Origin of the sequence: Alsobacter metallidurans (assembly GCF_014636935.1) — a bacterium.
In the GTDB taxonomy this organism is placed as follows: Bacteria; Pseudomonadota; Alphaproteobacteria; order Rhizobiales; family Beijerinckiaceae; genus Alsobacter; species Alsobacter metallidurans.
On record NZ_BMES01000001.1, the window covers coordinates 198,001 to 222,683 of the forward strand.

General features: G+C 67.1%; 27 protein-coding genes. 25 read left to right on the top strand and 2 right to left on the bottom strand.

The window, feature by feature from the left end:
• Nucleotides 1–242: 242 nt before the first annotated feature.
• The 10 genes from IEV99_RS00825 to IEV99_RS00870 all read left to right on the top strand — a co-directional run bounded on the left by IEV99_RS00825 (nt 243) and on the right by IEV99_RS00870 (nt 11,557).
• Nucleotides 243–1,736, top strand: a complete 1,494-nt coding sequence (locus IEV99_RS00825) for a DUF1254 domain-containing protein (protein WP_244643431.1) — start codon at nt 243–245, stop codon at nt 1,734–1,736.
• A 374-nt stretch (nt 1,737–2,110) separates the two neighbouring features.
• Nucleotides 2,111–3,286: an MFS transporter gene (locus tag IEV99_RS00830; RefSeq protein ID WP_188515843.1), complete on the top strand. Its 1,176-nt coding sequence runs from the start codon at nt 2,111–2,113 to the stop codon at nt 3,284–3,286.
• 149 nt (nt 3,287–3,435) lie between these two features.
• Complete coding sequence (locus tag IEV99_RS00835) at nt 3,436–4,167, top strand: GntR family transcriptional regulator (RefSeq protein ID WP_188515844.1); 732 nt, start codon at nt 3,436–3,438, stop codon at nt 4,165–4,167.
• Between the two features lie 88 nt (nt 4,168–4,255).
• A complete protein-coding gene (locus IEV99_RS00840; RefSeq protein ID WP_188515845.1) occupies nt 4,256–5,269 on the top strand; it encodes a TRAP transporter substrate-binding protein in 1,014 nt (337 codons plus the stop codon).
• Between the two features lie 15 nt (nt 5,270–5,284).
• A complete protein-coding gene (locus IEV99_RS00845) occupies nt 5,285–5,803 on the top strand; it encodes a TRAP transporter small permease (protein WP_188515846.1) in 519 nt (172 codons plus the stop codon).
• Nucleotides 5,803–7,107: a TRAP transporter large permease gene (locus IEV99_RS00850; protein WP_188515847.1), complete on the top strand. Its 1,305-nt coding sequence runs from the start codon at nt 5,803–5,805 to the stop codon at nt 7,105–7,107. Before IEV99_RS00845 ends, IEV99_RS00850 begins: the two co-directional genes overlap by 1 nt.
• 49 nt (nt 7,108–7,156) lie before the next feature.
• Complete coding sequence (locus IEV99_RS00855) at nt 7,157–8,194, top strand: amidohydrolase family protein (RefSeq protein ID WP_188515848.1); 1,038 nt, start codon at nt 7,157–7,159, stop codon at nt 8,192–8,194.
• Entirely contained in the window at nt 8,191–9,096 is a 906-nt protein-coding gene (locus IEV99_RS00860) for a VOC family protein (RefSeq protein WP_188515849.1), read from the top strand. Before IEV99_RS00855 ends, IEV99_RS00860 begins: the two co-directional genes overlap by 4 nt.
• Entirely contained in the window at nt 9,093–10,655 is a 1,563-nt protein-coding gene (locus IEV99_RS00865) for a bifunctional 3-(3-hydroxy-phenyl)propionate/3-hydroxycinnamic acid hydroxylase (RefSeq protein ID WP_188515850.1), read from the top strand. The genes IEV99_RS00860 and IEV99_RS00865 overlap by 4 nt, the downstream gene beginning before the upstream one ends.
• A 53-nt stretch (nt 10,656–10,708) precedes the next feature.
• On the top strand, nt 10,709–11,557 hold the full coding sequence (locus IEV99_RS00870; protein WP_188515851.1) for a fumarylacetoacetate hydrolase family protein: 849 nt from the start codon (nt 10,709–10,711) through the stop codon (nt 11,555–11,557).
• A 21-nt stretch (nt 11,558–11,578) separates the two neighbouring features.
• Here the strand turns inward: IEV99_RS00870 and IEV99_RS00875 are convergent, their stop codons facing one another.
• Together IEV99_RS00875 and IEV99_RS00880 are read right to left on the bottom strand one after the other, a co-directional pair.
• Nucleotides 11,579–12,238, bottom strand: coding sequence for an RraA family protein (locus IEV99_RS00875; RefSeq protein ID WP_188515852.1), 660 nt, complete (start codon nt 12,236–12,238; stop codon nt 11,579–11,581).
• Nucleotides 12,239–12,262: 24 nt separating this feature from the next.
• Nucleotides 12,263–13,471, bottom strand: a complete 1,209-nt coding sequence (locus tag IEV99_RS00880) for an aspartate transaminase (protein ID WP_188515853.1) — start codon at nt 13,469–13,471, stop codon at nt 12,263–12,265.
• 134 nt (nt 13,472–13,605) lie between these two features.
• Between IEV99_RS00880 and nac the strand changes: the two genes are divergently transcribed.
• The 15 genes from nac to IEV99_RS00945 all read left to right on the top strand — a co-directional run bounded on the left by nac (nt 13,606) and on the right by IEV99_RS00945 (nt 24,578).
• Nucleotides 13,606–14,535 carry a nitrogen assimilation transcriptional regulator NAC gene (gene nac / locus IEV99_RS00885; RefSeq protein ID WP_188515854.1) on the top strand — a complete coding sequence of 310 codons (930 nt, stop codon included), beginning with the start codon at nt 13,606–13,608 and terminating at the stop codon, nt 14,533–14,535.
• Between the two features lie 117 nt (nt 14,536–14,652).
• Nucleotides 14,653–15,096: an acetyl-CoA carboxylase biotin carboxyl carrier protein gene (locus IEV99_RS00890; protein ID WP_188515855.1), complete on the top strand. Its 444-nt coding sequence runs from the start codon at nt 14,653–14,655 to the stop codon at nt 15,094–15,096.
• Between the two features lie 4 nt (nt 15,097–15,100).
• Nucleotides 15,101–16,453 carry an acetyl-CoA carboxylase biotin carboxylase subunit gene (accC, locus tag IEV99_RS00895; protein WP_188515856.1) on the top strand — a complete coding sequence of 451 codons (1,353 nt, stop codon included), beginning with the start codon at nt 15,101–15,103 and terminating at the stop codon, nt 16,451–16,453.
• Entirely contained in the window at nt 16,450–17,106 is a 657-nt protein-coding gene (pxpB, locus tag IEV99_RS00900) for a 5-oxoprolinase subunit PxpB (RefSeq protein WP_188515857.1), read from the top strand. The genes accC and pxpB overlap by 4 nt, the downstream gene beginning before the upstream one ends.
• Nucleotides 17,103–18,092 carry a 5-oxoprolinase subunit C family protein gene (locus IEV99_RS00905; RefSeq protein ID WP_188515858.1) on the top strand — a complete coding sequence of 330 codons (990 nt, stop codon included), beginning with the start codon at nt 17,103–17,105 and terminating at the stop codon, nt 18,090–18,092. Before pxpB ends, IEV99_RS00905 begins: the two co-directional genes overlap by 4 nt.
• Nucleotides 18,089–18,508, top strand: a complete 420-nt coding sequence (locus IEV99_RS00910; RefSeq protein ID WP_188515859.1) for an acetyl-CoA carboxylase biotin carboxyl carrier protein — start codon at nt 18,089–18,091, stop codon at nt 18,506–18,508. Before IEV99_RS00905 ends, IEV99_RS00910 begins: the two co-directional genes overlap by 4 nt.
• Nucleotides 18,509–18,518: 10 nt before the next feature.
• A complete protein-coding gene (locus tag IEV99_RS00915) occupies nt 18,519–19,301 on the top strand; it encodes a LamB/YcsF family protein (protein WP_188515860.1) in 783 nt (260 codons plus the stop codon).
• 86 nt (nt 19,302–19,387) lie between these two features.
• On the top strand, nt 19,388–20,137 hold the full coding sequence (locus tag IEV99_RS00920; protein ID WP_188515861.1) for an SDR family oxidoreductase: 750 nt from the start codon (nt 19,388–19,390) through the stop codon (nt 20,135–20,137).
• 6 nt (nt 20,138–20,143) lie between these two features.
• The gene (locus IEV99_RS00925) at nt 20,144–20,845 is read left to right on the top strand and encodes an amino acid ABC transporter permease (RefSeq protein WP_188515862.1); all 702 of its coding nucleotides are present in this window, start codon (nt 20,144–20,146) and stop codon (nt 20,843–20,845) included.
• A gap of 3 nt (nt 20,846–20,848) precedes the next feature.
• Nucleotides 20,849–21,598 carry an amino acid ABC transporter permease gene (locus IEV99_RS00930; RefSeq protein ID WP_188515863.1) on the top strand — a complete coding sequence of 250 codons (750 nt, stop codon included), beginning with the start codon at nt 20,849–20,851 and terminating at the stop codon, nt 21,596–21,598.
• Nucleotides 21,595–22,362: an amino acid ABC transporter ATP-binding protein gene (locus tag IEV99_RS00935; protein ID WP_371875755.1), complete on the top strand. Its 768-nt coding sequence runs from the start codon at nt 21,595–21,597 to the stop codon at nt 22,360–22,362. Before IEV99_RS00930 ends, IEV99_RS00935 begins: the two co-directional genes overlap by 4 nt.
• A 26-nt stretch (nt 22,363–22,388) precedes the next feature.
• Nucleotides 22,389–23,231, top strand: coding sequence for an ABC transporter substrate-binding protein (locus IEV99_RS00940; RefSeq protein WP_188515864.1), 843 nt, complete (start codon nt 22,389–22,391; stop codon nt 23,229–23,231).
• Nucleotides 23,232–23,247: 16 nt separating this feature from the next.
• Complete coding sequence (locus tag IEV99_RS23840; RefSeq protein WP_280514625.1) at nt 23,248–23,373, top strand: hypothetical protein; 126 nt, start codon at nt 23,248–23,250, stop codon at nt 23,371–23,373.
• 200 nt (nt 23,374–23,573) lie between these two features.
• The gene (locus IEV99_RS23895) at nt 23,574–23,876 is read left to right on the top strand and encodes a PAS domain-containing protein (RefSeq protein WP_308469335.1); all 303 of its coding nucleotides are present in this window, start codon (nt 23,574–23,576) and stop codon (nt 23,874–23,876) included.
• 48 nt (nt 23,877–23,924) lie between these two features.
• A complete protein-coding gene (locus IEV99_RS00945; RefSeq protein ID WP_308469336.1) occupies nt 23,925–24,578 on the top strand; it encodes a sensor histidine kinase in 654 nt (217 codons plus the stop codon).
• Nucleotides 24,579–24,683: the final 105 nt, after the last annotated feature.

Here is a 24,683-nt window from a genome sequence, read left to right on the forward strand (position 1 = left end):
CTCAGAAGCTTCAGTGACGCCGGCCTGTCTCTGCGGGTAGCACGGGCGCCGACCCGGCATGCGCTGTCGGCTGCGGTGGCCAAAGACGGCGCCAAGCAGGCCTGGACAGACATCCATGGCGCCGGGCCGTCGTGCCTCTCAGCCCGATGACTCATCTCAAGGCGTGGTGCGCGATCATCGCATACTGATGAGGCGGTCGATTGCCCCCTGCACCGGGAGAAGAAGCGCCAATGAGAGCCTCATTGCTGACGATCGCCGCGAGCGGCATGGCGTTTTCAGGTTGCATCGCGAGCGCTGCGGACTTCGCCTTCACAACCCCAATGCCGCCGGGCGTTGTAGCGCCCGATTCTGTCGAGACCCGTCTGGGGACGCTCAAGATTTTCGGGGGCTTCCCGGACAAGGACAGCGTCCAGAAGCTCTACGACAACCTGGATTTCCAGCAGGCCGTCCAAGCCTACTTGCTCGCGTTGCCTGTGGTGAATCAGGTCGGCAATCGGGACGGCATCCTCAGTCTCGGGCCCGCCAACACGACGGTGCCGATCTGGGAGACGATGGTCGACTCTCGGACAATCGAGCTGACGGCCAACAATAACACGCCGTACACATGGTTCTGGCTGGACCTTCGTGACGGACCTGTTGTGGTGGAATCGCCGCCCAACGTGCTCGGGGTGTCGAATGACATGTGGTATAATTGGGTCGGCGACGTTGGCCTCGCCGGCCCAGACAAGGGAAAGGGCGGCAAGTTCCTCTTCTTGCCCCCCGGATACAAGGGCGACATCCCTGACGGCTATTTCATCATGCGACCGGCCTCCAGTGCGGTCTGGCTCGCGTGGCGCAGCTTCCTGGTGGACGGTGATCCGAAGCCGGGAGTCGAAGCGGTTAAAAAGCTGACCAAGATCTATCGGCTGAAGGACGCGGCCAATCCGCCGAAACTCACCTTTGTCGACATGTCGAGCAAGCCATTCAACATGGTCGCCCCGGCCGACTACCGCTTCTGGGAGTTACTCGACAAGGTCGTTCAGGAGGAGCCGACCGATTCGGTGGACGCAACAACGCTCGGCTTCTGGAATGCCATCGGCATCAGAAAGGGCCAGGCCTTCGCTCCCGACGCGCGCATGAAGAAAATCTTGGCCGAAACCGCGATTGTGGGCGATGCGACAGCCCGAGCGATTATGTACAGATGGCGCGGCGCGGACGGCTACTGGTATCCGGACGACCCAAAGAGCCATTGGCGTCTTGGGTTCATCGGCGGCTACCAGTTCAAGGAGAACGGCGCCAGGCTGTTGAACGGCTATGCCGGCTTTTTCTTCTACGCCACAGGCGTCACGCCCGCGATGGACAGCCGGATCATTGGCGAGGGATCGCAGTACATGGCGATGTTCGTCGACTCGAAGGGAGACGTTCTCGATGGCGGAAAGAATTATAAACTGACGCTGCCAAAGGACATCCCGGTGAGGAATTTCTGGTCAGTCATCGTCTACGATAACCAGACCCGTTCGATGCTCCAGACCGACCAGCGCTTTCCCAGCGTCAGTAGCCAGACGAAGGGCGTCCAAACCAACGTCGATGGCTCCGTAGATGTCTATTTCGGCCCGACACCCCCGCCAGGGAAGGAAATCAACTGGGTGCAGACCGTTCCAGACAAGAGCTGGAACATTCTGCTTCGACTCTACGGGCCCGAGAAAGCGTGGTTCGACAAGATATGGCGTCCTGGCGAGATTGAACTTCAACGTTGATCATCGGGGATCCTGCCGACGGTGAACTCTCACTGCAGCGTTGCTCGGCTATTCAGTTGGGAGCCTTGGAGGCTGCGAGCCGCGGGCCGGCGACGGTCCGGGTGTGGCGCGGCGCCTCAGCTTGTTTGCTGTCCAATGCGCCAAGCAGGATCTCGACTCAGGTCGGGAAAATGAGAGTTCGCTCCTGTGCAGTTTGCCCTGTTGACGGAATGCGTCTGGCTCGACGGTGCAGAACCGTGTTCCATGGTTCGTCAAACATTGGATAGGCGATCGTTGAGCAACCTAGAGCGCTGCTTTTGAGTTCGGGCCCGCTGGCGGCAAAGGAGCCCTCTGGGGCGCCCGCGAACCCAGGGGCGAACCAAACCCTCGACGGGTTGAACTTTCTGCTGGCGGACGTGCGCGGCGGACTTGGTCCTTATGTCGGCGTGTTCCTGATTACGCAGGCCGGTTGGGACCAAGCGACGCTGGGAGCGGTGCTGACCCTCAGCGGCCTGGTCGGAATTGCGGTGCATGCGCCGATAGGCGCCCTCATCGACGCCTCGCGAGCCAAACGCGCGATCCTGGTCACCGCGATCGTGCTGCTCGCCATCTCGTCGCTGGCCATCATCTCGGCGCCGACCGTCCCTGTCGTGTTCGCCGCCGATGTCACGATGGCGGCGCTCGGCGCCGTGTTCGCGCCGGTTGTGGCCGCCATCACCTTAGGGCTGACCCCGACAGCCGCGCTGGCGGCACGCTTCGGCCGCAACGCCGCCTTCGACAAGATCGGCAACGTGTTTATCGCTCTTTTGGCGGGGGTGGTCGGCGCCTCTTTCGGGCAGGGCGCTGTGTTCTGGCTGGTTCCGCTATTTGGACTTCTGGCTATCCTGGCTACGCTGCGCATTCGGCCGCAAGACATCAACCATCGCCGAGCCCGGGGTTTCGACGCCCAGCCGCCGCCGATCTCGCACTCCTCCGAAACCGACGAAAAGCCCGAGGCTTGGTTTCGGTTGCTCGGTCGTCGCGACGTCGCGATCCTGGCGCTTGTGGCCGCGTCGTTCCATTTTGCAAACGCGCCCATGCTCAACATGGTGAGCCAGAAACTGGCGCTGGCGCATCCCGGCGAGGAGAGTGCGCTGACAGCGACGGCCGTCCTGATCGCCCAACTCTCCACGATTCCGGCCAGCCTCCTGCTGGCGCGGGCCGACCTGGTCGGCCGGAAACCGTTCCTCATAGTCGCGTTGGCGGCGCTGCCTGTGCGGGGCGCGATTTTCGCACTGTCGGACAATGCCGTCGTTCTGCTCGCGGCGCAGGTGCTGGACGGCGTTGGGGCCGGCCTCTTTGACGCCCTCCTGCCGCTTATGCTGGCCGACGCAGTGCGAGGTTCTGGCCGTTACACGCTCGCGCGCGGCCTGCTTGGCACGATACAGGGAATAGGCGGCTCGCTCAGCAATGTCGTATCCGGCGGTCTGATCGTCGCGGCAGGATACAACGCGACCTTCGCGATTCTGGCCGGGGTCGGACTGCTGGTGCTTGTGGCTGCATGGCAATCCGGCATAGTGGCCCGGCGCTAGCAGATCGTCGACGGCGTGGCCAAGACCCCATCTCGGGCTTGTGACAAATAACTACGCCGAGGGGCGGCAGATGGAAAAGCTCACGGAGACGCGGGCGCAACGCCAAAGGCCAAGTTGCCTCTTCGCAGGAAATTTATATATTTTCCAGGATGACTGAAAAAGCTGAAGACTCCGCCGAGCGGACGGCCACCCAAGCCAGCGCGTTATGTGATCGGCTTCGGCGCGACCTGCTGGAAGGTCGGTTGCGGCCGAGCCGCCGATTGCAGTTGAAATACCTGATGCAACAGTATGATGCTGGCCAAACGCCCATTCGCGAGGCGTTGAACCGGTTGGCGTCGGAAGGGCTGGTTGAGATCCGCGACCAACGCGGGTTCGTGGTGGCGGGCATCAGCGCGGATGAGCTGCGGGAGTTGACGAAGACGCGGTGCTGGCTGGAGGAGCGCGCCCTGCGCGAATCGATGGCGGCGGCGTCTCCGGAGTGGGAAGAGGCTCTGGTAGTCGCTTGGCACCGGTTGTCCAAGGCTCCGCGGTCGCTCTCGCGCGAGGTTTTCGACAGCAATCCTGAATGGGAGCGACTGCACCGGATCTTTCATCGGCAGTTGATCATTGGCTGCGGGTCGCGGTGGCTTGTGAACTATTGCGAACAGCAAGCCGATCTTCTGTATCGATACAGGCAGCTATCCATTCGACGCGTGTATCCCACGCGCAACGTCAAGGATGAGCACGAAGCTATTCTGAAGGCGGTGGTCGATGGCGACGCCGAGGGCGCGGTGGCGTTGCTGACCGCGCACTACCAGGGCACAGCCAACGTGATCCTGTCCGATCCGGACGTGTTCGGCCCCGGCGTTATACAAAAAACCGATATGGCGAAAGATTTATAAAATCTATTGACCGGAGTAGCCGGCGTCGGCACACTCGCTCCCAACAGGTCGGTGGATTCATCCGGCCGCCCAGAGCGGGAGGACGATCGTGTCGAAGAGCTTCCAGGTTTCGCGTCGGACCGCCATTGTGGCCGCTGCGACCGCCATCATCTCGACGGGCGCCCGCGCGGAAGATTTCGAGCTCAAGGTTTCGCACTTCCTGCCGCCCAACCACACGTTCCAGAAGGAGCTGGCGCGTTGGGGCGAGGAACTCGAGAAGGCGTCCGGCGGCCGGCTGAAGCTGAAGCTCTATCCGGCGGCGCAGCTCGGGCCGCCCCAGCGCCAGTTCGACGTCGTTCGCAGCGGCGTGGCCGACATCTCCATCGGCCTGACCGGCTCGACGCCCGGCCGCTACCCGGTGACCGAGATCGTGTCGGAGGCCTATGTGGCCCCGTCCGGCGGCACGGCCAGCGCGCTGACGTCCCGTCGCCTGACGGAGCTGATGCCCATCTATCTGGCCTCCGAATATCCAGGCATGAAGGTGCTGTGGGGCATGGTGACGGCGCCGCTGAAGTTCCATACCGCCCGGGTCGCGCTCCGCAAGGCCGACGACTTCAAGGGCCTGCGCATCCGCTATGCGGGCGAGCAGTTTGCCGAGGTGATCTCGGCGCTCGGCGCAGCGCCGCTGGCGGTGCCGCCGGGCGAGACCCAGGATGGGCTCGCGAAGGGCATCATCGATGGGGCGACCTTCCCGTACGAGGGCGCCCAGAGCTTCGATCTCGGCACCGTGGTGAAGTATTCCATGGAGCCCGGCGTCAGCACGGCCACGTTCATCGCGGTCATGAACCCGAAGAAGTTCGAGGCGCTGCCGAAGGACCTGCAGGACTTGGTCGAGAAGTCTACCGGCCCCGAAATGGCCGCGCGCTTTGGAGCGGCGCTGGACGACGCCGAAAAGGCGGGGCGCGACTACATGGTCGCGAAGGGCGTCGAGATCACCACGATGCCGCCCGAGGAGCTGAACAAGATCAAGGGTCGGCTCGGCGCGCTGCTGGAGAAGCGGCTCGACGCCCTCGAGAAGGGCGGCAAGCCTGCGCGCAAGTTCTACGCCGACTACATCAAGTAACCGGGCGGTGACGGCGTGAGCCAGGAACAGAGCATGGGGCCGGCGTCGCGGCGCACGCGTGTCATCGCCGCGGTCGCGCAGGCGCAGACTGGGCTTGCGATGGCGGCCGCCGGCGTGATCGTGGCCAGCACGACGGCCGACGTCGTGCTTCGCTACGGCTTCGGCAAGCCCATCCACGGCGCCTATGACGTCGTGGAGTGCATGCTGGCGCTGTTCGTGTTTCACGGGCTCTCGGCCGTGTTTCTTTCGCGCTCCAACATCACCATCGACCTCGTGGACCACTTCGTCGGCCTTGGCGCGCGACGCGCGCTGGTGCGGTTCGGCGATCTCGTCCAGGTGCTGGCGCTCGCGCTGATCGCGTGGGCGATGATCAGCCCGGCGATCCAGGCCTACGACTATGGCGACCGGAAGCTCGAACTCGGGCTGCCGCTCTGGGTGGTGTGGGTCTTTGTGTTCACCGGCATCGCGGGCACGATCCTGAGCGCGATCGGGGCGCTGTTGAGCCCCGTTGCCGACGCCGGCGGAGCGCATTGATGTCCCCGCCCGTCATCGGCGCCTTCGGCGTCCTCGCCCTGTTTGTCCTGCTGTTTGGCCGCGTCCCGGTCTGGGCGTCGCTGATCGTGGTCGGCTTTCTCGGCAACCTGGCCCTGTCGGGCTGGGACAGCGCCTTCGCGCTGCTGGGCACGACGCCGTTCGACACCGCGTCGCTCTACACGCTTTCGGTGATCCCGCTCTTCATCATCACGGGCGGAGTCGCGTCCACGACGGGGCTGTCGGCCGACCTGTTCAAGGCCGCCCGGGTGCTGCTGTCGGGCGTGAAGGGCGGCCTGTCGATCGCCACCATCTGCGCTTCGGCGTGCTTTGGCGCCGTGTGCGGTTCCTCCATCGCGACGGCGGCGACGATGACGCGCATCTCCCTCGCCGAGATGCGCAAGGCCGGCTACGCCGACTCGGTCGCCACCGGATCCATCGCGGCGGGAGGCAGCCTCGGCATCCTCTTTCCGCCGTCCATCATCCTGGTGATCTATGCGGCCATCGCCGAGCAGTCGGTGCCGAAGCTGTTTGCGGCGGGCCTGCTGCCGGGCCTCATCCTGACGCTGCTCTACATCGTGGTCGCGATGGTGGGGGCGCATCGGCGTCCGGAGGATTCGCCCATGGCGCCGCCCGCGACGGCGCGCGACCGCGTGCGGGCGCTGGCCGGGCCGTGGCAGTTCCTGTCCCTGTTCGGGGTCACCATTGGGGGCATCTACGCGGGTATTTTCAGCCCGACGGAAGCCGCCGCCATCGGGGTGATGGGAGCCATCCTGCTCGGCGTCGTGGGCGGGCGCCTGGGCCTGGGCGGGCTCTTGAAGACGGTTTCGGGCGCGGTGAAAACGAGCTGCTCGCTATTCGCGATCATCATCGGCGCCAACCTGTTCTCCTATTTCATCGTCCAGACGCAGGTCCCGACCCTGCTGGCCGACGCCGCGCGGGCGCTGTCGCTGCCGGGCCTCGTCGTGATGGCGCTCGTGATTGTCGCCTACATCATCATGGGGTGCTTCCTGGAAGGCATCGGCATGATCCTCATCACCGTGCCGGTGTTCCTGCCGCTGGTGAAGAGCTTCGGCTACGACCCCGTGTGGTTCGCCATCATCGTCGTGATCGTGGTCGAGGTCGGGCTCATCCACCCGCCCGTGGGCATGAACCTCTTCGTGATCCAGGCGCAGGCGCCCGACGTGAAGATCGGCAGCATCTATCGCGGCATCCTGCCTTACCTGGTCGCCCCGCTGATCCTCATTCTCCTGCTGCTGGCCTTTCCGGGCATCGCGTTGTGGCTGCCCAAAGCGCTCTACGGCTGACCCGCATGAGAAACGCGCCATCCATTCGCCCGACCCGGGAACCATCGTGATGACAATCCTGTCGCGATGCCGTTGCGGCGTGGACATCCACGCGCATGTGATCCCGGAGAACTTCCCGCGCTGCGTGCGTACGCCGGAGCCGACCTCCTGGCCGTCGATGACGGAGGCCGACGCGTGCCACCGGCACGTGATGATCGCCGGCAAGACCTACCGCACCGTCAGCGATCGTTGCTGGAGCGTGCCCAAGCGCATCGCCGACATGGAAGCGATGGGGCTCGGCCTGCAGGCCGTGTCGCCGATGCCGGAGTTGCTGTCCTACTGGATGGACGCGTCGGCGGCCGACGATCTGCTGCGCTACATCAACGACCAAACGGCCGAAATGACGGCCGAGGCGCAAGGGCGCCTCGTCGGGCTGGCGGCGGTTCCGCTGCAGGACATGGACCGCGCCTTGCGGGAGATGGAGCGCGCCGTTCGGCAGCTCGGTTTCGCGGGCGTCGAGATCGGCAGCAACGTCAACGGCCGCCCGGTGGGCGCGCCCGAGTTCGACGCCTTCTTCGAGGCCGCTGAGGAGCTTGGCGCCGCGGTGTTCGTGCATGCGCTGCGACCGGCCGGCATGGAGCGGCTGGTTGGTCCCGCGCCGCTGCAGCAGGTGCTCGCCTATCCGGGGGATGTCGGGCTCGCGGCCGCGTCCGTGATCACCACCAACCTGATCGTCCGGCGCCCGAAGCTGCGCATCGCGTTCAGCCACGGCGGCGGTACGCTCGGGATGCTGTTGCCCCGGTTGGCCGAAGGCCGCCGCGTGTTTCCGGCGCTGGAGACGCTGATGGAGGTCTCGCCCGTCGAGCAGGCGAGGCGGCTCTTCTATGACGCGCTGGTATATGACGCTCCGGCGCTGCGCTACCTCGTCGAGCTCTTCGGCGACACGCAGGTGATGGTCGGGACGGACCATCCGTTCAATTTCCACGATCGCACGCCTGTCGGGCGAATCCGCGAGGCGCTGGCCGACCCCGCCGCCCAGGACCGGCTGCTGTTTGGCAATGCGGCGCGGTTCCTCGATTGCAAACTGGATGTGGAGCCGTCGCCATGAAGCGCTTCCCGGTGACGGCGCTGCGCAGCGCCGAGCTCGAAACGCCGGACCTCGAGCTGTCCGTGTCGTTCTATTCCCAGGTGTGGGGGCTCGACTCCGTGACCCGCACCGACGCGGCGGCCTGGCTGCGCGCCAGCGGCGACGACGCCTACGTGCTCGCCCTGCATGCGGGCCCGAAGACCGCGCTCCGATCGGTGACGTTCCGTTGCGCCACGCGCGCCGACCTCGACCAGATCGCCGCCGCGGCCGCCGCGCAGGGCTGCGCCGTCACGGCGCCCGCCGACAGCCAGGAGCCGGGAGGAGGGGTTGTGGTGAGCCTCCGCGAGCCGCAGGGCGGCACGCTGCGCTTCGTGCATGGCGATCGGCGCAACGCCGACGCCGCCGTGGCGCCCAACCGCCCGGTCCGGCTCGCACACGTGAACATCAACAGCGTCGCGGTGGACGAGGCCGCGGCCTTCTACCAGGCGGTGCTGGGATTCGGGCTCACCGACCGGTCGAAGCTGATGGCCTTCCTGCGCTGCAACGCCGATCACCATGCGGTGGTGCTGGCCGAAGCGCCCGTGAACGGCCTGAACCACGTGGCCTTCCTGATGCCGGATCTCGAATCCGTCATGCGCGGGGCCGGCCGCATGGTCGACAACGGCTATCCGATCGGCTGGGGCGTCGGCCGCCATGGTCCGGGCGACAACGTCTTCGCTTACTTCGTCGACCCGGTCGGGACCGTGGTCGAATACACCGCCGAGGTGCTCCAGGTCGACGACGACTACGTTGTTCGCGGGCCCAAGGACTGGGTCTGGCCGCCCGGCCGCACCGACCACTGGGGCATTGCGCCGCCCAAGCCCGACCACGTCAAGGCCGCCCAGGTCGCGGTGCTGCATGCAGCCTCGGAGGTCAGCCGGTGACCGCTTCCCGTTCCAACAACGACGTCCAAGTGGCGGTGATCGGCTTTGGTCCCTCGGGGGCCGTGGCCGCCAGCCTGCTTGGCGCGCGCGGGATCTCGACGCTGGCGATCGACCGCCAGCAGGGCGTATACGGAAAGCCGCGCGCCATCGCGATCGACCACGAAATCCTGCGCCTGTTCGACAACCTGGGCGTCGCGGAGCGTGTTCTGCCGCATGTGGCGCCGTTTCCGGCCTCCCAGCATTTCGGCGCACAGGGCCAGCTCATCCGGCGGATCGACATGGTCCAGGAGCCGTATCCGCTCGGCTACACGCCCACCATGGTGTTCACGCAGCCGCCCGTGGAGGCGGCCCTGCGGGACCACGCCGCAAGCTACCCGGGCGTTCGGGTGGAGCTAGGAACCGAGCTGATCGGGCTCGAGCAGGACGCCGAGCGGGTCACCTTGCACCTGCGGGACGCCGCAGGCGCCGTGCGGGTGGAGACCGCCGATTACGTGATCGCGTGCGACGGAGCCTCCAGCGGGGTTCGCCAGCAACTCGGCATAGCGCTCGACGACCTCGTCTTCGATGAGCCCTGGCTCGTGGTCGACGTGCTGGTCAACGAGGACGCGCTCGGGAAACTGCCGCAGACGGCGGCCCAGTTCTGCGATCCCGCCCGTCCGACGAGCTTCATCATCGGCCCGAAGAACCACCGCCGCTGGGAGATCATGCTGCTGCCGGGCGAAGATCCGCGCGTCATGGAGCAACCCGAGCAGGTCTGGTCTCTCCTGGCGCGGTGGCTCACGCCCGACGACGCCACGCTCTGGCGCTCGGCGAGCTACCGGTTTCACGCCCTCGTCGCCCACGAGTGGCGGAAAGGCCGCGTGTTCCTGGCCGGTGACGCCGCCCACCAGCAACCGCCCTTTATCGGGCAGGGCATGTGTCAGGGCCTACGCGACGTCTCCAACCTCGCCTGGAAGCTCGAAGAGGCGCTGCACGGCCAGGCCGGGAACGACCTCCTCGACACCTATGGCGAAGAGCGCGCCGAACACGTGCGGCAGCTCACGAGCCGGATCAAGGCGATCGGCCATGTCATTTGCGAGCGCGATCCGGAGCGCGCCCGCGAAAGGGACGCGCGGATCCTCGCCGAGGGCGGCGGCCAGCCGCGCACCATCACGCGCCAGGAGATCGTGCCGCCCCTGCAGCGCGGCTTGTTGGCCCTCGACACACCCGCGGCGGGCATCCTGTTCCCCCAACCCTGGATCACGGGCGCAACCGGGCCCGCGCTGCTCGACAAGGTGGCGGGCGGCGGCTGGCGCCTGGTGTGTCGCGCCGGTTCGGCGGCCGACACGGAGGAACTCGGCGCCGCCGCCGCGCAGGCGGGGCTTGCTCTCGTCCGGATCGGCGTGGGCGGCCTCTTGGAGCGCGACGGCGTGCTGGACCGCTGGTTCGCCCAGCAAGAGGCGGTGGCCGCCGTGGTGCGGCCGGACCACTACGTCTACGGAACGGCGGCCGACGCCGCGTCCCTGTCGCTTCTCCTGGCCGGCCTGCGCGCACGCCGATCCGTTTCTCACCAAACCTGAACAAAGCTGCGGCGCTCCATGCAGCCCGCGTTCAACCCGGAAGGCAGCAGACCATGCGATTCGTGAGCTTCAAGACCGGCGGCAAGGCCAGCTGGGGTTTGGTGGAGGGCGATGACGTCGTCGATCTCGGCGCCGTGTTCGGCGCCCAGGCGCCGGACCTGAAGACCGCCATTGCGGCGGGCCTACTCGAACAAGCGGCCGCACGCGCCGCGCAGGGCGCACGGATCCCGTTGTCGACCATCGAATGGCTGCCCGTGATCCCCAACCCGGACAAGATCCTTTGCATCGGGCTGAACTACGAAATGCACCGGAAGGAAACCGGGCGCGACGTGGTCGAGAATCCGACCGTGTTCGGGCGCTTCGCCAACAGCCAGACCTCTCATCTCGCCAACATCATTCGCCCAAAGGTGTCGACCCATCTCGATTTCGAGGGCGAACTCGCCATCGTGATCGGAAAGCCCGGCCGCTACATCGCCAAGGAAAAGGCCTGGGAGCACATCGCGGGCTACTCGCTCTATAATGAAGGCAGCGTCCGCGACTTCCAGCGCCATACCCACCAGTTCACACCCGGCAAGAATTTTCCGGACACGGGGGCCTTCGGCCCCTGGATGATGACGCCCGACGAACTCGGCGAGCTCGGAGCCTTGCGCCTGCAGACGCGCCTGAACGGCCAAGTCGTCCAGGACGCCACGATCGATCAGATGATCTTCGATATTCCGACGCAGATCGCCTATTGCTCGACCTTCACGAGGCTGGAGCCCGGCGACGTGATCGCGACCGGCACGCCGGGCGGCGTCGGAGCCAAGCGCACGCCGCCGCTCTGGATGAAGCCGGGCGACATCGTGGAGGTGGAGCTCGATCGGCTCGGCGTACTCCGGAACGGCGTCGCCGACGAGGCATGACGTGAAGCTGGCGGCAGCAAGTCAGTTATTGCAGCGCGCCTCGAGCCCATCAACGAAGCCGCGGTCCCAGCGTCCTTCGCGGATCGTCGCCATCGTGTTTTCCTCGGCGGCGTGCTGCTTCATGGCCTTCTGGATGGCCTCTTCGGCTTCGTCGGGCGCAAACGCCAGGAGTCCGTCCTGGTCGCCGACGATGATGTCGCCGGGGCGCACCACCATGCCGCCGACCGTGACCGGGATGTTGATCGCGCCGGGGCCGTCCTTGTAGGGACCGCGGTGGGTCACGCCGCGCGCGTACACCGGAAAGGTCCGCTCGCGGATCTCGGCCACGTCGCGGATCGCGCCGTCGATAACCATGCCGGCGAGGCCCTGCTGGGCCGCGGCGTAGCTCATGATGCCGCCCACCAGGGCGTTGCCCAGGTCGCCCTCGGCGTCGATCACCATGACGTCGCCCGGGCGGGCCACGTCGTAGGCGCGCAGGATGGCCAGGTTGTCGCCGCCGCGGGTCCTGATGGTGACGGCTGTGCCGACCATCGGGGCCGGGCTGTGATAGGGGTTAAGCCCGCGGCTGCCGCGGTTGCGGCGGAATTGATCGCTCAGCAGCGCGACCGGGATGGTCTTTAGCCTGGCGATGATCGCCGCGTCGGCCTGCGGCGCGGAAGGATGGAGCTCGATGGCGGCCATGGCGTTTCGTCCCGTCCTGTCTTGTTATCGGAGCTTTGCGACCGCATCGGCGATGCGGGCGACGCCATCGTCGAGCACATCCTGCGACGTCGCGATCGAGAGGCGGAAATAGGGGGACAGGCCGTAGGCGGTCCCGGCGACGAGCGCCACGCCGGCAACTTCCAGCAGATACAGGACGACGTCGCCGTCGGTCTCGATCGGCTTCCCGGCGGGCGTCATGCGGCCGATGAGGCCGGCGCAGTTCACGAACAGGTAGAACGCCCCGTCCGGCAGCCTGCACGACAAGCCCGGGATGGCGTTCACGGCGGCCGCCGTGGCGTCGCGACGCTGGCGATAGGTGGCGACGCTTTCGGCCACGAAGGATTGCTCGCCGTCGAGCGCGGCGGCTGCGGCGGCCTGGCTGATCGAGCAGCTGTTGCCCGCCGACTGCGACAGGAACGTGTCCAGCGCCTTGATCAGGTCCTTGGGCCCGGCGGCCCAGCCGATGCGCCAGCCGGTCATCGCGTAGGTCTTCGACACGCCGTTGATCGCCAACGTGCGGTCCTTGAGTTCAGGCGCGGCGGCGAGAAGGTGAGGCGCGGGACCTTCGCCGAAGACGATGTGCTCGTAGATATCGTCCGTCATCACCATCACGGCCGGATAACGCGCGAGCACGGCCGCGAGCGCCTTGTATTCGTTCACCGTGTAGGTGGCGCCCGTCGGGTTGGAGGGCGAATTCAGCACGAGCCAGCGCGTTCGCGGCGTGATGGCGGCTTCGAGGCGGGAGGGCGAGAGCTTGAAGCCGTCCTCCTCCGGGCAGGCGACCGTGACTGGCGCGCCCTCGCAGGCCAGCACCATGTCGGGGTAGGACACCCAGTATGGCGCCGGGATGATCACCTCGTCGCCGGGCTCCAACGTCGCCGCAAGCGCGCTGTAGATGGCGCTCTTGGCGCCGTTGGTGACCACGATGTCCTGCGGCTCGTACTGCAGACCGTTCTCGCGCTGCAGCTTGGCCACGATGGCGCGGCGCAGCTCCAGCGTGCCCGGCAGGGCCGTGTAGCGGGTCGCGCCGGCGTTCATGGCCGCCGCGGCGGCTGCGCGGATGTGGGGCGGCGTATCGAAATCCGGCTCGCCGACAACGAGGCTGACGATCGAATGCCCCTCGCGCCGAAGCTGGTTGGCGCGCTCCGCCGCCGCCGTGCTGGGGGAGGGCTTGATGCGCCTGACGCGCTCGGCGACACGATTTGAATCCAACGTCGCACCCCATCGGTGGTCCAGGATGTGCGGGACGCTATACCGCCGCGTCCCGCGCGACTAAGACGGGATTGCTCTGTCTCGATAGCGTACGCTTATGGCTGGCGAGCGGGCGGCGCTGGGCGGAGGGAGCCATGAATTTCCGGCGGCTGCAGTACTTCGTGAAGATCGTCGACATCGGCAGCCTCACCCAGGCCGCCGACGTGCTGCACGTGGCCCAGCCGGCGCTCAGCCAGCAACTTGCGACGCTGGAGAGCGAGGTCCGCCAGCAGCTGCTTCTCCGCACCAAGCGCGGCGTCACGCCTACCGAGGCCGGCAAGGTGCTGTACCGGCACGCGCAACTCATCCTGCGCCAGTGCGCCCAGGCGCAGGCGGACATGAACGCCGCCGGACGTGCGCTGTCCGGCTCGGTCTCGGTCGGCCTCGCGCCCGGCACGGCGGCGGCGGGCCTCGCGCTTCCGCTGCTGCGGGCCGTGCGCATCCGCCACCCGGACGTGGTTCTGTATCTCAACGAAACCTACGGCATGACCCTGTCCGAACTCGTGATGAGCGGGCGCATGGACCTGGCGGTGCTGTATGGCGGACGCACGCCGGTGCACGGGCTCTCCTTCCAGGCCCTCCTGTCGGAGCCGCTGTATCTGGTCGGGCCGGACAGCCTCGGGCCCGCGCCCGGCGTCACGCCGGTCCGCCTGATCGCCGACATGGACCTCTATTTGCCGCGTCCCTACAACGTGGTGCGCAAGATGGTGGACGACGCCTGCGCGGGGCTCGGCGTGGCGCCGCGCGTGCTGGCCGAGATTGAATCCGCCAGCACGCTGAAGTCCGTCATCGCCGAGGGGCTCGGCGCGACGATCCTGCCTGAATCGATGGCCCGGGAGGTCGCCGCGACATGCCCGGCGTGGATCTCCAGGCTTGTCGAGCCTGAGATCCAGGCCCCGCTGGCGCTCTGCCAGTCGGATCACCTGCCCCTGTCGGAGCCCGCTCAGGCGGTGCGCGACATCCTGCTGGAGCTGGTCGGCGACCTGCCCGGCAATGTCCTCGGGGATCACGCCTACAAGCCCTGAACGGCGACATAAGCCTCCCTTATCGCAACAGAGAGAAACCGTCTTGGCGCGCCGGAAAGGCCGTCGCTACCGTCTGCTTGGCCGGACGACCGGCGAGCCGCGGAAGCGCTTCACGCGATGGACGCTCACGACATCAAGACGCTGATCGACGCCATGGCGGCGTCCGACCTCACGGAATTGCGCGCCGTGCAGGACGGCTGGTCGCTGCAACTGATCCGTCGCCGCGACCCGTCGGCCACGATCACACAGGCTTCGCCCCGCCCGGCTCCGGTCAAGCAGAACGCTGTCGCCGGCCGCGGTTCCCGCGCCGCCGCAGCCAGCTCAGACCAAGCGTCGATCGCGGCGCCGCTTGGCGGCGTCGTCTACCTGTCGTCCGCGCCCGGCGCGCCTGTGCTGGCCCCTGTTGGCGCGGTGGTCGCGCCCGGCGCCACGGTCTGCATCATCGAGGCCATGAAGGTCTTCGTCGAAGTGCGCGCTGAACGCGCCGGCGTCGTCGAGGCGGTGCTCGTTCGATCCGGCGACGACGTGGACGCCGGCCAGCCCCTCCTGCGGATCGGGTGAGCGCATGTTCGGCGCCGTTCTTATCGCCAACAGGGGCGAGATCGCGTTGCGCATCCAGCGCGCGTGCCGGACGCTGGGCCTGCGCACCGTCGCGGTCTACTCCGAGGCCGATCGTGACGCGGCGCATGTGCGCATGGCCGACGTCGCCATCTGCATCGGGCCGGCGCAGGCGGCGCGCAGCTACCTCGACGCTTCTGCGATCCTGCTCGCCGCCAAGGCGACGGGCGCCGAGGCGATCCACCCTGGCTATGGCTTCCTGTCGGAAAACGCCGACTTCGCCGAAGCCGTCGCAAACGCGGGGCTGACGTTTGTCGGCCCCAGCGCGGACTGCATCCGGATCATGGGCGACAAAGTGGCCGCCAAGCGCGCCATGCTGGAGGCGGGCGTGCCATGCGTGCCCGGCCCTGGCGCGGCGTTGCCGGACGATCCTGACGCCATCCGGGCCGCCGCAGCACAGATTGGCTATCCGGTGATCCTGAAGGCCGCCGGCGGCGGCGGAGGGCGGGGCATGCGGGTCGTGGAGCGCGAAAGCGCCCTGCTGGACGCCTTGGCGCTGACCCGGGAGGAGGCGCGGCGCGCTTTCGGCAATCCGCAGATCTATGTCGAGAAGTTTCTCGGTCACCCCCGGCACGTCGAGATCCAAGTCGTGGCCGACGCCCATGGCCAGGCTATCTGGCTCGGCAGCCGCGACTGCTCGCTGCAGCGGCGTCACCAGAAGGTGCTGGAGGAGGCCCCAGCGCCGGGGCTCTCGGCCACCCTCGTCGCGGAGGTCGGCGAGCGCTGCGCGCAGGCTTGCCGACGCATTGGCTACCAGGGCGTCGGCACCTTCGAGTTCCTGGTCGAGGACAACGCCTTCTACTTCATCGAAATGAACACCCGCGTGCAGGTGGAGCACCCCGTCACCGAGATGACCACGGGGGTCGATATCGTCGCCGAGGGCATCCGCATCGCCCAGGGCGAGCGCCTCAGCCTGTCGCAAGCCGACGTGACCTGCGCCGGACACGCTTTCGAGTGCCGGATCAATGCGGAGGATCCAGAGACCTTCACGCCGTCGCCCGGCCGCATCACGCGGTTCGACGCGCCCGGCGGCCCGGGGGTGCGGATCGACACGCATGTCGGCGCCGGCGTGGTCGTGCCGCCCTACTATGACAGCCTCATCGGCAAGCTGATCGTTCACGGGGCTAGCCGCCGCGAGGCGCTGGCTCGGCTTCGGGTGGCCCTGTCCGAAATGCGAGTGGACGGCATAAAGACCAATCTGCCGCTGCATCGGCGCATTCTGGCCGATCCCGGCTTCACGGCCGGCGGGGTCGACATCCACCATCTCGAAGCCATGCTGCGCGGCGAGACGGCCGCATGAGCGCGCAGCCCGTCATCAGCCATCTCGGCGTCACCGCGCTGCTGTTCGAAGCACCCGGCGACACCACGCTGGAGACCCAGCGTCGCATCTGGTCGCTGGCCCACGAAGCGGAGACCTGGCCGGAGGTGCGCGAGGCGGTGCCTGGCATGAACAACCTGATGGTCACGTTCGTGCGTCCGCCGCAAAGTCCGGAGCCGCTGGCCGAGCGCCTGCGCAAGGCGTGGGCGTCCGTGTCGCCGCTGCCGCTGGCCGGCCGCGTGCTTGAACTGCCCGTCATGTACGGCGGGGAGGGCGGGCCCCATATGGCGGATGTGGTCGCCCATACGGGTCTGCGGGTGGACGACATCGTGGCGATCCACAGCGCCCCCGTGTATCCCGTCTACGCAGTCGGGAGCCACCCCGGCTACTGCTACCTGGGCGGCATGGACCCCCGAATCGCCACCCCCCGGCGCAAGACGCCGGTGTTGAAGATCCCGGGTGGAGCGGTTTCCATCGGCGGCGCCCAGACGGGCGTTTCGGCGTCGGACGGTCCCAGCGGCTGGAACACCATCGGCTCGACGGCGATGCGCTTCTTCGACATCGCGCGCGATCCGCCCGTGCTGCTGCAGCCCGGGGACAGCATCGTGTTCAAGCCGGCCGGGGTGATCCGATGATCGAGATCCTCTCGGGCGCGCCGCTCGCGACGGTGCAGGACCTGGGGCGCCTCGGCGCCTTGCGGTGGGGAGTCGGCTACTCGGGCGCGATGGATCCGCTGGCGCTGATCTGCGGCAATCTCCTCGTCGGCAACGACCGGGACGCCGCCGCCGTCGAGGCGCAGCTGTTTCCGTTCGAGGCGCGTTTCAACGCCGACGGCGCCATCGCGGTGACGGGCGCCGATTGCGCCGCGACGCTGGACGGCGCGCCGCTCTTGCCTTGGGCCAGCACCCCCGTGCGGGCAGGGCAGCGACTGAGGCTCGATCATCCAAAGCCGGGCGCCTGGAGCGGCGCGCGCGCTTATGTGTGCGTCGCCGGCGGCATTGACACGGCCCTGGCGCTCGGCTCGCGCAGCACGCAGCTCCGTGGAGCAATCGGCGGCCACGAGGGCCGGGCGTTGAGGCCGGGCGACGTGCTGCCGGTCGGCGCGGCTCCGGCCGGCGCATCCTCGGAGCCTTGCGGCGTCATGCCGCCCGCCCTGGCGATGCCGCTTGAGGTCGATGGCCTGCCGGCCATCCGGGTGCTGCCCGCCGCGGAGTATGCCTGCTTCTCGCCCGCCTCACAGGAGGCGTTCTGGTCCGGCGCCTACAAGGTGACGCCGCAAAGCGACCGGTATGGCTTCCGCCTGTTCGGGCCGGAGTTGCTGCCGTCCGTACCGCTCGAGCTTCGGTCGCACGGCATCGTGCCCGGGGTGATCCAGGTCCCGCATGGGGGCCAGCCCATCGTGCAGATGCGCGACGCGCAGCCCTCCGGCGGCTATCCCAAGATCGCGACCGTGATCGAGGCCGACCTCTGGCGGCTGGGTCAGATCCCGATCGGCCGCTCCGTGCGCTTCCTCCGGGCGACGTGGGCGGAGGCCATCGAAGCCGCTCGCGTCAATGAGCGCTGGATCGATGAAGTCGCCCGCCTCGTCGACCTGTTCAGGACGCGGAGCGCCCGCTCATGAGCTCGATCTTTGACCGCGTCCCGGATCTCGCCGCCTGGGTGGCGGCGGCGGACATCGACGTCCTCGTTCTCAAGGGGCCTGATGGCTCGTTGAGATTGGAGCGCGCGCCAAACGGCAGCGTGGTGGTGGCGGACAGGCCGGCGCATGATGGCCCGCAAGCTGCGTCAGGCGGCGCCGCCACCAAGGTCCGCGCCACGCTCGCGGGCTCGTTTCTGACGCGCCATCCCGTGCGGGCTGATCGGCTTGTCGAGATGGGCGACAGGGTGGCCGCCGGGCAGGCGATCGGCCTCGTGCAGGTGGGCGATCTGCTCGCGCCCGTCTGCGCGCCGCATGACGGCGTGGTGGAAGCGGTGATCGCCGAGGGGGGCGCTCTCGTCGGCTATGGCGATCCGTTGTTCTGGCTGGCCCGATCTTGAGGAGGCCCTGATGCAGATCGATCTCAACGCGGATCTGGCCGAGGGTTACGGGCCTTGGCGCATGGGAGACGACGAGGCGCTGCTCGATATGGTCTCGTCGGCCAACATCGCCTGTGGTTTCCACGCCGGCGATCCGTTGATCATGGAGCAGGCCGTCCGGGCGGCGGCGGCGCGGGGCGTCGATATCGGCGCCCATGTGGGTTTTCCGGACCGGCAGGGCTTTGGCCGCCGCGCAATGCAGATCGAGCCCACTGAGCTGGCCGCCATGGTGGTTTATCAGCTAGGCGCCCTGTCCGGGATCACCCGCGCCAACGGCGCGCGCATGACGCACATGAGCTTCCACGGCGCGCTGGGCAACATGGCGGCGGCCGACGAGGCGCTGGCTCGTCCTCTCGTGGAGGCCGTGGCGCGGTTCGACCCGGCGCTGATCGTGGTGTCATCCACCAGCCGGGCCATCGAGAGCGCCGCCGGCGCCTGTGGCCTGCGTGTCGCCACGACCTTCCTGGCCGACCGCGCCTACGACGCGCAGGGGCTTCTCGTGCCGCGGCGGCTTCCGGGCTCCGTGATCCATGACAGGGACGCCGTATTGACCCGTGTCCGCCGGTTGCTGCGCGAGGGCGTCGTCGAAACCTATGACGGCACTGTGATCGCCGCGCCCGCCCACAGCATCCTGCTGCACGGCGACACGGAAGGCGCCGTGGCGCTGGCGCGCGACATCCGGCGCGAGATCGAATCCGGGGGTGGGGTAATCCGCCCTGTCAGCAGCCTCATGGGCGAGGCCCAACGGGCATAAGCGCCGCTTATCCCTCCACAGACAAACGGTCTTGGCGTCGCCCCGCGCCTTTCCACTAACGTCTAGGCATCAAACGCAGGACAGCCATGCCCTTCTCCGATTACAAGACGGCGCTCGTCACAGGAGCCTCTTCCGGGATCGGCGCCGCCGTGGTCGAGCGCTTCCGTCGGGAAGGCGTTGAGGTCCACGCCCTGGCCCGCAGCGGCGAGGCCCTGCACAAGCTCGCGAACGCCTGCGGCTGCATCCCGCATGTCATGGACGTCACCGATCGCGACGGCCTTACGGCTCTCACCGACAAGGTGCAGTTCGACATCCTGGTGAACAACGCCGGCGTCGATCGCCCCAAGAAGTTCCTGGACGCGGACCCCGAAGACATCGACCTGCTCGTCGACGTCAACCTGCGCGCCGTGCTCCACCTCACAAGGTTGGTGGTGCCCGGCATGGTGGCGCGGGACCGCGGCCACGTGGTCAACATCTCGTCGATCGCAGGCGCATACAATTTCGGCGGCAACTCGACCTATCACGCCACCAAGGCGGCCGTGAGCATGCTCTCGCGGCAGCTCCGCATCGACGCCTTCGGCAGCCGTGTCCGCGTCACCGAGATCTGCCCGGGCCGCGTCGCCACCGACATCTTCGCCCATGTGCATGGCGACAGCCCCGAGATCCGCGAGCGCTTCATCGAAGGCTATGAGCTCCCGGAGGCGCGCGACATCGCCGACGCCATCGGGTTCGCCATCGCGGCCCCGGTCGCCGTGAACATCGGCCATATGGAGATCACCCCGACCCTGCAGGTCCCGGGCGGCCTCTCCACCGCCAAGCCGGCTAAGGCGGGCTGACGCGCCATGAAGGGGTTCGATCCGCTCGCGATCCTGCAGAACCCCGAATTCGGCCGCATGCTGCTCCACGGGCTGGAGATGACCTTCGTCATCGCCATCGGCTCGTGGTGCCTGGCCATGTCGCTCGCGCTCGTCCTGCTGGCCATCCGCCTCGCGCCGTCGCGCATCCTGGAAGGCGTCGCGATCGCGTACGTCTCCTATCACCGCAACGTGCCCACGCTGGTGCAACTGATCCTCTGGTATTTCGGGGTGTCGAGCCTGCTGCCGGACCAGGCGCAGTACTGGCTCAACGACCACAACGCCGAGTCGATCTTCGCCATCTTGGGCCTCGGCCTCTGCCAGGCGGCGTATTTCAGCGAGGATCTGCGATCCGGGTTGCGGGCCGTTTCGCCCGGGCAGGAAGAAGCCGCCCGCGCGTTGGGCCACGGCCGCATCGGAGCGCTGCGCTACGTGCTGATGCCGCAGGCGATCCGAAACGCGCTGCCGGCTCTCGTCAACCACAGCGTCTCGTTGTTCAAGAACAGCTCGCTCGCCATGGCGATCGGCGTCGCCGAGCTCACCCATGCGGTGAAGGAAGTCGAGAACGTCAGCTTCCGCACCTTCGAGGTCTACCTGATCGCCACGGTGGTCTACCTGGTCTGCTCGCTCATGATCATGGCTGCGGGCGAACTCCTGATGCGGCGCGCCGCGATCGCGGGAGGGCGCTGAGCGATGATCGCCGACATCATCACCATCGTGCGCGACAACTGGCTGCTCCTGCTGGTGGGCCAGTACCCCAACGGGCCTCTCGGCGGGATCGCGGCGACTCTGATCCTGTCCGTGCTCAGCATCGCGCTGGCGTTTCCGGTGAGCGTGCTGCTGGCTCTCGCCCGCCTGTCGAAGGCGCCGCTGCTGTACTGGCCGGCCACCGCGGTCGTGTTCATCGCGCGCGGCGTTCCGCTCCTGATGCTGATCCTGTGGACCTACTTCATGGTCCCGATCATCACTGGCTACAACGTGCCGGGCTTCGCCACCATGCTGGTGACGCTGGTGATCTACGAAGGGGCTTTCCTCAGCGAGATCGTGCGCGGCGGCATCCTGGCGCTCGGTCGCGGCCAGATGGAAGCCGCCAAGGCCCTGGGCCACGGCGGCGCTAGCGCGATGCTGTACATTATCCTGCCGCAGGCGCTCTTCAACGTCCTGCCCAGCATCCTCAGCCAGTTTGTCTCCGCCATCAAGGAGACGACCCTGGGGTATGTCATCAACGTGCCCGAGCTGACCTTCGCGGCCAACCAGATCAACAACCAGCTCCTGACTAAGCCTTTCCAGGTCTTCTTCATCCTAGCGCTGATCTACTACGTGGTCTGCTGGTCGCTGACCCGCGCCGCGACCCTGCTGGAGCGCCGCATCGTCACGAAGCGGTCCGGCCTTTCTGGCGCGCCGCTCGCCCTCACCGCAACCGCAGCCACGGTGGAGCCATGACCCAAAGTCAGCCCGCGCAGGCCGGCGCTCCGATGATCACCTTTTCGAACGTGCAAAAGCGCTACGGAGCCGTTCCGGCGCTCATCGACATCAACGCTGAGGTCGCCCGCGGCGAAGTGGTGGTGGTCTGCGGCCCCTCCGGCTCGGGCAAGTCGACCCTGATCCGCACCGTCAACAGGCTGGAGGAGATCCAGGCCGGGTCGATCCAGTTCGATGGCCAGGAGGTGCATGGATCCCTGCGGGGCAAACAGCTCAACCGGCTGCGCAGCCGCATCGGTTTCGTGTTCCAGAGCTTCAACCTGTTTCCGCACCTGTCGGCCCTCGACAACGTCATGCTGTCGCCGATCAAGATCAACGGCGCGTCGCGCGAGGCCGCGCGCGCGACCGCGATGCGGCTGCTCGACCGGGTCGGCCTGTCCAACAAGATCCAGTCTTTCCCGGCGCAGCTTTCCGGCGGCCAGCAGCAGCGCGTCGCCATCGCGCGGGCGCTGGCCATGGAGCCGCCCGCCATGCTGTTCGACGAGCCGACGAGCGCGCTCGATCCCGAGATGGTCGGCGAGGTGCTGGCCGTCATGCGCAGTCTGGCGTCGGAGGGCATGACGATGATGTGCGTCACCCACGAGATGGGTTTCGCTCGCGATGTCGCCGACCGCGTCTGGTTCATGGATGCGGGCCGGATCCTCGAGGCGGCGACGCCAGACGAGTTCTTCCGCAATCCCCAGCATGAGCGCGCGAAGCGCTTCCTGGCGGACCTGCGCCACTAGACGATTTTCAAACCGGAGGGGAAGCAATGTCGAACAAGACACTCATACTGGCTCTGACCGCCACAGCCGCCGTCCTGACGCTCGCCGCGCCCGCCAGCGCGGACCAGCTCGCCGACATCATGGCCCGAAAGGAGCTGCGTTGCGGCACCTTCGCGGATGTGCCGCCCTTCGCCGCGCCCGACCCCAAGACGCGCGAAATGGTCGGCCACGACGTCGACCTCTGCGTCGCCATCGCCAAGGACTGGGGCGTCGAGGCCAAGATCACGCCGCTTTCCGTCGAAGCCCGCGTTCCCGAGGTGAAGCTGGGCCGCGTCGACCTGACGATCGCCAACCTGGCCTACACGCTCAGCCGCGCCGAGCAGATTCAGTTCAGCGATCCCTATTACCTCGCAAAGGAGATGCTCGCCGTGAAGGCCAGCGATCCCGGCACATCCAAGGCCGACTTCAAGGGCAAGCGCCTCGCGTCGACCAAGGGCTCCACGTCCGAGATGTCGATCAAGATGAACGGTTCGGACCCGCTGACCTTCCAGGACACGGGCTCCGCCTTCATGGCCGTGCAGCAGAACAAGGCGCTCGGCATGGTGGCTAACACCATGACGATCACCAAGTTGGTGAACGAGTCCAAGACCAAGGGCGTCGAGCTCAAGATGATCCAGGAGCCCATGGTGTTCCAGCCGATCGGCGTCGGCATGAAGAAGGACGAGCCCGCGCTGCTGGCCAAGGTGAACGCCACGCTCAAGAAGCTCGACGATGCAGGCTTCCTCAACGCCGACTGGAACAAGTGGCTTGGCCCGGACACCGAATTCAAGATGACCCGCACCGACAAGGTCGTGCCGCTGAGCGAACTGAAGTTCGAGCCCATCCCCTGACGTCAGGCGTCACCGCATGAGCGACGAGCGGCCGGAAGGATCCCGCTCGTCGCTGTCCGACGGCGACGCCGGCGTTCATCCCGGCCTGCCGAAGGACGCCGACAGTTGTTTCAGCAGGGAACGCGACACGTCACGAAATTGATCTAGGCGCCTTGTGACGAGGCGAGACGTCGTGCTCGCCCTCTGTGAGGGCCGTCGCGGTCGACAGCCACCTCGGACAATGGGACAACGTCTGGCCCGCATCTCAGACGTGGTCGGTTGTGCAACCGAAGATCCGCGTCGATAGTGCTTCCCGCACGGACTACGGGACACAGTGCCTTCTGCCACAGATCGGGTTTATCCATGGTCCGTCAGGCGACAATCTCAGCTGTCTGGGACGCCAATCGCCTTCGTATCGCGACCGACGCAGCGGGTGTCGCCCTTTGGTCGTGGAACGTGGATACCGACCAGATCGCCCTGGATGAGCAGGCCCAGCGGATGTGGCGCCTTCCGCCGAGCGACGACGTCATCACCTTCGAGGACCTGTCGGCCCGCATCCATCCCAAGGACCTGGACAGGGTGCGCGCCGCGTTCTCGGCGACGCGGGACAAACCGGGCTCCTACGAGATTGATTTTCGCATCCTGGACGGCAAAGACATCCGGTGAATATCCGCGCGCGGAAAAGGTGACGACAAGGGCATCGTCGGGCGGCTGATGTTCGGGATCTTTCTCGACGTTAGCGAGCGCAAGCTGGCCGAAGAGGCCCGTGAAATGCTCTCGGGCGAGATGAGCCACAGGGTCAAGAACCTCTTCGCCATCGCCACCGCGTTGACCGCCATCGCATCCCGCAATGCGGCTACCACGAAGGAGATGGCCGACGATCTCACCAGGAGGCTCATCGCGCTGGGGCAGGCGCACGAACTCGTTCGCCCCGTTCTCGCGGAGCAAAAAAAGACAACCACGCTCGCAACGCTCCTGGCGACGCTTCTCGACGCCTATGACGATCGCGGCGCCATCGGTGATCGCATCCGTGTCGCCGTACCGGACATCTTGGTCGGGGAGGCGTCCGTGACGACGATCGCGCTGGTGGTCCACGAACTCGCGACGAACTCTCTGAAGTACGGTTCCCTGTCCGCGGAGGCTGGGACGCTCGACGTGACGGCGACAGTCGACCAGGGCGACGTCGAGATCGTCTGGACGGAACTGGGCGGCCCGCGCGTCGACGTGACCAAAGGGCAGGCAGGTTTTGGAAGCAAGCTGGTGAACCTCAGCATCACCAGTCAACTTGGCGGCGCCATCACCTTCGAATGGCCGGACAAAGGCGCGGTTGTTGTTCTCCGGATGAGCAAGGCGCGGCTTGGGGTCTGAGATCGAACGAGCCAACAACAACAGTCACATCGGTGGCTCGCATCACTTTGGGTCTGGACGCGCCGTGGACCCGGAACCCGCAGGGCTTGCCCCAGCGACCGACAC